Below are 7184 nucleotides of genomic sequence, written 5' to 3'. Positions count from 1 at the left end.
GGATATGGGGTTTGCACGCATTTGACCTCATTCTCTGATGAGTGGGTTGAATACAGAAGGCATAAAGTGCGAGGCATCATCGGTTGAATCTAGAGGTTTCTCGGTGAATTGACGAGTCTGGACTGGGCGGATTTGGCTGGATTTTGGATTGGGACAACAAAGGGGGTGTCGGCTGATCCATCGGGTCAACCGGAGCGCGAACTTAGGACGGTTCAGGGAGGCAATCATGAAGTGTTTGGGGCAGGCAAAGGGGCAAGGTCGAGGCGCTGGAGGAGTTGGCCACACCGGGGGCAATGCCAGATGGGTTCACCGACGCTGAGAATCAATTGCTCGGCGGCAGCAAGCAGAGTCTCCACGCAGCGACGCATCTTTTCACCGCGTACTGCCATGGCTTCACGTGCGCGCTTGAGCCCGCCTGGGCGCCAGAATCCGAAGTAGCGGATGCGCTTGAAGCCGAAGGGAAGGATGTGCTGGACGAAAAGCCTGACGAAAGAAGAGGCGCTGACCACGGCGCGTTTGGTGAGGCCGTCACGGTAGTCCTTCCAACGGTAGGTGATTGAGGAGGAATCAAATGAATCTATGCGACTCTCGGATACCGCAACCTTACGGGCGTAACGACCGATATACTCGACCAGCTTGGCCGGGTCGCAGACGGGCCGCTTGGTGTAGACGCACCAGTTGCGCCGTGAGGCCTGCTGCAGGCTGGCGCAGACGCTTCGCCTGGACCAACCCGGCGGGAAGGTCAGCCGGCTCTGCTGGAGCAATTGCTCGATGGCGTCCAGGTAGCGGCCGCGGAAGACCCGGGAAAGGGCTTTGACATCGAAGAGATAACCGTCGCTTACGGCCAGGGTGTGGTCACGCCTGAGCGCAGCGCAGGCGACAAGGTAATGGACATGGGGATGGAACTGAAGCCGCTGACCCCACGTGTGCAGGATGCCCATGAAAGCGCCTTGCCCGCGGAATCGCCGGTCGTTCTGGAAGAATGAAGCCAGGCAACCGGCGCTGACCTTGAACAACTGATCGTAGAGCAACTCCTCATTGTAGCGTACTAACGTGCCCAGCGCGTCTGGAATCGTGAATACGCAATGATGGTAGGGCACAGGCAGCAGATTGGCGCACTGCGTCGCCTGCCACCGCCGCGTCGCCCTGCCCTCGCACAGCGGACAATGACGGTCACGGCAACTGTTATAGGCGATCAGCTCATGGCCGCAGTCACAGACGCGGTGAAGCCCGATTCCCAAAGCTGAGGTCCGGCAGGCCAGGATGCTGCCCAACACCTTGGACTGCTGGTTGCTCAGGGCGTTTCTTCTCTTGAACTGCGGAAGAAAACAGGAAAGCGCCTGGGCCAGCTTAGGCATCGCTATATTACATTAATGGATACTGCGGGCAGGACAATTATGTATCCACGCTTTGGGGATTATTCCCCTCACTATATCTATTTTTTCCTCGAACGTGAAGTCCATATGCGTAGGCTAGCGCGGAGCGCTGGCCGGAGTTGTATGGGACGACTGGATATGCTTTTTTCTTTTATTGATTAGATCGACGTAGTTTTCGAATGACTCACTTGTTCGGAAAACACCTTGATCATTCCATGAAATGGTTTCGGTCGAAATAAATTCAGGCTCTCCGCTTGCAAGAGTGTAAGTGTCTACGCATGTCGTGTTTGCGCCACTTGTGTATAGGATCGATATCTTTCCATCCTTTTCTTCAATCGCGGGTGAGTGTGCTTGCCGAATAATTCGTCTTATATGGGGTGGGTACTCTCTTTCGTATGCGGTGACGACGTAAAGCGAAGTATCGCTACCTCTATGCTCGTCTAGCAATATGCAGACAGCGAGATATTCATCCATTTCGCCTGCTTGGGTGTTCCCGTGATAGGTGATGCGGCAAACCTCAGAAAGGCTTCCATGGAAGGTTGGCTCAGATGCAGACAGAAAGGTCGAACCGAAAACCAGGCTGAATATTGAAAAGAATCGTGTCATTTTTTCTGCATATCGTTCAAGAGGAGGTGCGGCTGAAAGCCGTTACCTCACTCGCCTGGTTATGATGGTTTCCTTTCCGATGATCAATCTGGGTTACCCCCATGGCTTCCCAAAATCCTAGGTCATACAAGGCATCTTCCAGAGCCCGAACAAACTCGTTCGAATTGGAGTTCCGAATCTGGACAAAGCCAAGAATCTGAAAGCAATCGTGCTTCAAGGTAACTGCTCCTCGTCCATCCCGAAATCGTATCGACTTACCGTCGTGACAGGCGCAGGCTTTGCCCCCGTTGATCCAGAACCAACTACTACCCCTCCATTCGATCCGGCTTTCGCCGTCCTCCAGAATACCAGCTATCCTGTCAAGTGTCGGCTCATCTGTGATCCAGTAGCCAACCTCTTCTGAGCCAACGTAGCCCAGCCCTCCGGTTTCTCGAATAGCACCGGCGAGATTCTCGATCCGATGGGTCTCGTAAACGATACCCGCTGCAGTACCTACGAATCCGATCGCCACAAGAAGAACAGAGGCGTTCTTCCAGATCCTCCTCAAACCAGGGAGAATCAGGAGAGCGGTACCCAAACCGATTAAGCCAAATACAAGATTCGCTGGCAACATGGTCGGGAATCCTCCACCCAAGACCGAGATCCCGGACTTAACGATCGGTCGCATGAATGACACGAGAACGAGAAGACTCACCGCTATTCGGATCGCTTTCATAACGTCTAAGTTGAGCGGCGCGCGAAGCGTGTCCGCTCCAACGGCTGGTTCGAGCTGGTTGAGGGATATGGGGTTTGCACGCATTTGACCTCATTCTCTGATGAGTGGGTTGAATACAGAAGGCATAAAGTGCGAGGCATCATCGGTTGAATCTAGAGGTTTCTCGGTGAATTGACGAGTCTGGACTGGGCGGATTTGGCTGGATTTTGGATTGGGACAACAAAGGGGGTGTCGGCTGATCCATCGGGTCAACCGGAGCGCGAACTTAGGACGGTTCAGGGAGGCAATCATGAAGTGTTTGGGGCAGGCAAAGGGGCAAGGTCGAGGCGCTGGAGGAGTTGGCCACACCGGGGGCAATGCCAGATGGGTTCACCGACGCTGAGAATCAATTGCTCGGCGGCAGCAAGCAGAGTCTCCACGCAGCGACGCATCTTTTCACCGCGTGCATCGCCATGGCTTCACGTGCGCGCTTGAGCCCGCCTGGGCGCCAGAATCCGAAGTAGCGGATGCGCTTGAAGCCGAAGGGAAGGATGTGCTGGACGAAAAGCCTGACGAAAGAAGAGGCGCTGACCACGGCGCGTTTGGTAGAGGCCGTCACGGTAGTCCTTCCAACGGTAGGTGATTGAGGAGGAATCAAATGAATCTATGCGACTCTCGGATACCGCAACCTTACGGGCGTAACGACCGATATACTCGACCAGCTTGGCCGGGTCGCAGACGGGCCGCTTGGTGTAGACGCACCAGTTGCGCCGTGAGGCCTGCTGCAGGCTGGCGCAGACGCTTCGCCTGGACCAACCCGGCGGGAAGGTCAGCCGGCTCTGCTGGAGCAATTGCTCGATGGCGTCCAGGTAGCGGCCGCGGAAGACCCGGGAAAGGGCTTTGACATCGAAGAGATAACCGTCGCTTACGGCCAGGGTGTGGTCACGCCTGAGCGCAGCGCAGGCGACAAGGTAATGGACATGGGGATGGAACTGAAGCCGCTGACCCCACGTGTGCAGGATGCCCATGAAAGCGCCTTGCCCGCGGAATCGCCGGTCGTTCTGGAAGAATGAAGCCAGGCAACCGGCGCTGACCTGAACAACTGATCGTAGAGCAACTCCTCATTGTAGCATGCTAACGTGCCCAGCGCGTCTGGAATCGTGAATACGCAATGATGGTAGGGCACAGGCAGCAGATTGGCGCACTGCGTCGCCTGCCACCGCCGCGTCGCCCTGCCCTCGCACAGCGGACAATGACGGTCACGGCAACTGTTATAGGCGATCAGCTCATGGCCGCAGTCACAGACGCGGTGAAGCCCGATTCCCAAAGCTGAGGTCCGGCAGGCCAGGATGCTGCCCAACACCTTGGACTGCTGGTTGCTCAGGGCGTTTCTTCTCTTGAACTGCGGAAGAAAACAGGAAAGCGCCTGGGCCAGCTTAGGCATCGCTATATTACATTAATGGATACTGCGGGCAGGACAATTATGTATCCACGCTTTGGGGATTATTCCCCTCACTATATCTTTTTTCCTCGAACAGTGTTATTCACCGAAACTGAGATTCGGTTTTCGGGTTTTGATGGTGTGTTGAATCGGACCGGGCCGATCCGAGTTTGTTATGTTCAATCTGTTCATTTGGAGCAAATTACGTTCTACCTAAATGACAAAGGTGAACATTTGTTCACATTGGGCTTGCCTTACCGACTCCCAGAATGCGAAACTCGGGAACCATGTCCGAAGAGAACGAAATTCGAGACTCCTGGAAGGTGCCGGTCCACTTCGGGGATTGGAGGGAGCACCTGTATCGCAGCGGTCTGAACGGCCGGGTCAAGGGGAGCCATGAGCGCGAGATCTTCCGATTCCTGGCGCACTGTCGAACCCAGAGATCTCCGGCCTCAATCATGCTGGCCCGAATCTATATCGAGGCCTTTAAAATGCAAGGAGATACGTCCGCCACCTGTGTCGCTCTCAGGTGGTTCTTCAAAGAGGCAGCCTGTTGTCGGAATAAAGGATTTCGAGCGGATCATCCCACCATTACTGCCCCCGCACCCCCGCCTGCGGCAGACTGCCGTCCGTCGGCCTCCCAGAGTTCGCGCCCTCCGCTGCCCGGGCACTTGGACCGTGGGGCAACCGAGTGGGAAAAGAAGCTGATTCGTGTCTGCCGGGAAAAGGGCCATCTCTGGCGCACTGAGCAGACCTACCGGGGATGGGCCAAGCGGCTGGTCGACTTTGTGGCCCCCATGGCCCCGGAAACCATCGATCGCGAAGATGTGAGCCGATTCCTCAGCGAGATCGCGGTTTCCGGCCGGGCGAGCCAGTCAAGCCAGAGGCAGGCGCTCAATGCGATCGTCCTCTTCGTCCGGGACGCTCTCGGGCGGGATCTCGGCGAGTTTGGATTTCAAAGAGCGGCCCGGAAGAAACGCATGCCTGTCGTTCTGACACCGGATGAGTGCAACCGACTGTTCAGCGAAATGGATGGGAGCGTCCGACTTCTGGTCGAAATCATGTATGGCTCTGGTCTGCGCCTGATGGAGGCCCTGCGCCTGAGGGTCAAGGACATTGACCCGGATCGGGGTCAGTTGACCGTGCACGCCGGCAAGGGTGACAAGGACAGGGTGACGGTTCTTTCCGAGCGGCTTGTTGCACCGCTTCAGTGGCAGATGCGGGCCGTGCGAAAACTGTATGAGAAGGACCGGTTGGAAGGCTTGGCCGGTGTCTGGCTCCCTGAGGGGTTGGAACGAAAGTATCCCACTGCGGGGACCCAATGGCCCTGGCAGTGGCTCTTCCCCTCCCGCGAGACCAGCATCGACCCCGTCAGTGGACTCAGGCGAAGGCACCATGTCATTGATCGGAGGATTCAGGTGGCGGTCTCCAATGCCGCGCGTGAAGCGGGATTGAACAAACGGGTCACTCCGCACGTACTCCGGCACTCGTTTGCCACCCACCTGCTTGAGAACGGATCCGACATCCGGACCGTTCAGGAACTGCTGGGACATTCCAAGTTGGAGACCACCATGATCTACACCCATGTCACGAAAAGACCAGGAATGGGTGTACGCAGTCCGCTGGACCGACTCGGATCGTAGCGGAAACCAGAGCGTAATCCGGAAAGGCGGGTGGGTCTTCCTGGCCTGGCTTTGAAAAGTCGCGGGCTTCGTTCTTCGCGTTTGCCTCCGGGTATCGAGCGGGTTTCGATGGGCGGTATGGCTCAATCAGTGCGGTTGGAATTTGGGGAGACGGGATTGGATCTCGACCTGACCGGGATCAACGCGACCATCATGAGGCCCCGCTTTCTTCCCGGCCTGGCCGACGAGGGGGCGGCGTTTCGTGAGGCGGCCCGGCATCCGATCGGCGGGGCGCCCTTGCGCGACCGCATCGGGTCGGGCGAAACGGTGGCCGTGGCCATCCCGGACATCACCCGGGCGCTGCCGAGCGACCGGTTGCTGCCCTGGCTCTTTGGCGAACTTGCGCATGTCCCCGACGCGAACATCACGATTATCATCGGCACGGGAACCCATCGGGGAAACACGGAGGCCGAACTGCGTCGGATGGTCGGTGATGCGGTGGTCGACCGCTACCGGATCGTCAACCACGATGCGGTCAACCGGGAGGGGTTGGTCGAGGTGGGCACGTCTTCCTTCGGCTACCCGGTGTCCTACAATCGCGAATACGCAGAGGCCGACCGGCGCATCCTGCTCGGCTTCATCGAGCCGCACTTCATGGCTGGATTTTCCGGGGGCTACAAGGGCTGCTTCCCCGGGGTGGCCGGACTGGAGGGGATCATGCAGTACCACAGCGTGCCCAATATCGGGGATCCCCGGAGCACCTGGGGACGGCTCGAGGGGAATCCGACCCAGGCCCACCTGCGGGCGGCCGGAAGTCTCCTGCCGGTCGATTTCCTGCTCAACGTCACCCTCAACATCAGGAAGGAGATCACCCGGTTCTTCTGCGGCGATGTGATCGAGGCGCACGAGGCCGGCTGCGCCTTTGTCCGCGAGACCGTCATGACCGGGGTGGACGAGCCGTTTCCGATCGTCATCACGACCAACAGCGGGTACCCGCTTGACCTGAATCTCTATCAGACGGTCAAGGGGATGTCGGCCGCCTCGCAGATCACGGCCGATGGCGGTCTCATCCTGACCGCCGCGCGGTGCAATGACGGCTTCCCGTCGCACGGACGGTTCCGGGAGATGCTCTTTCGTTTCACCAGCGCCTCCGAGGCGCTGGCCGCGATCAGCCGACCGGGCTTTTCCGAGGTCGATCGCTGGCAGGTCCAACTTCTGGCGCTGATTGTCCTGCGGACCCGGGTCAGCCTCTTCAGTGAACTGAATCCGGCCGAGGTCCGACGCGCTTTTCTCGAACCGGTGACCGATTTGCGGGCGGCCCTCGATGTGGAGCTGGATCGAATCGGTCGCAATGCGCCGGTCGCCATCCTGCCGGAAGGGCCCCTGACCATCCCGTATTTGCGGACCTGAGGGTTCGCCCCGCCTGATGCCATCGGTCAAGTCGA

Annotated in this window: 5 protein-coding genes; 2 read left to right on the top strand and 3 right to left on the bottom strand. The window is 58.1% G+C overall.

Features of this window, described 5'->3' with window-relative positions; translation table 11 throughout:
- Positions 1–224: 224 nt before the first annotated feature.
- From R3F07_16320 to R3F07_16310, 3 genes are all read right to left on the bottom strand, one after another.
- Positions 225–1358, bottom strand: coding sequence for a transposase (locus tag R3F07_16320; protein MEZ5277948.1), 1134 nt, complete (start codon positions 1356–1358; stop codon positions 225–227).
- Positions 1359–1998: 640 nt separating this feature from the next.
- Entirely contained in the window at positions 1999–2697 is a 699-nt protein-coding gene (locus R3F07_16315) for a hypothetical protein (GenBank protein MEZ5277947.1), read from the bottom strand.
- 458 nt (positions 2698–3155) lie between these two features.
- On the bottom strand, positions 3156–3704 hold the full coding sequence (locus R3F07_16310) for a transposase (protein MEZ5277946.1): 549 nt from the start codon (positions 3702–3704) through the stop codon (positions 3156–3158).
- Between the two features lie 1084 nt (positions 3705–4788).
- Between R3F07_16310 and R3F07_16305 the strand changes: the two genes are divergently transcribed.
- Together R3F07_16305 and larA are read left to right on the top strand one after the other, a co-directional pair.
- The gene (locus tag R3F07_16305) at positions 4789–5760 is read left to right on the top strand and encodes an integron integrase (protein MEZ5277945.1); all 972 of its coding nucleotides are present in this window, start codon (positions 4789–4791) and stop codon (positions 5758–5760) included.
- A gap of 129 nt (positions 5761–5889) precedes the next feature.
- Positions 5890–7149, top strand: coding sequence for a nickel-dependent lactate racemase (larA, locus tag R3F07_16300; GenBank protein MEZ5277944.1), 1260 nt, complete (start codon positions 5890–5892; stop codon positions 7147–7149).
- Positions 7150–7184: the final 35 nt, after the last annotated feature.

It is taken from the genome of Opitutaceae bacterium, assembly GCA_041395105.1.
Taxonomy (GTDB): domain Bacteria; phylum Verrucomicrobiota; class Verrucomicrobiia; order Opitutales; family Opitutaceae; genus B12-G4.
This window is presented reverse-complemented; position numbering and strand designations above follow the sequence as displayed.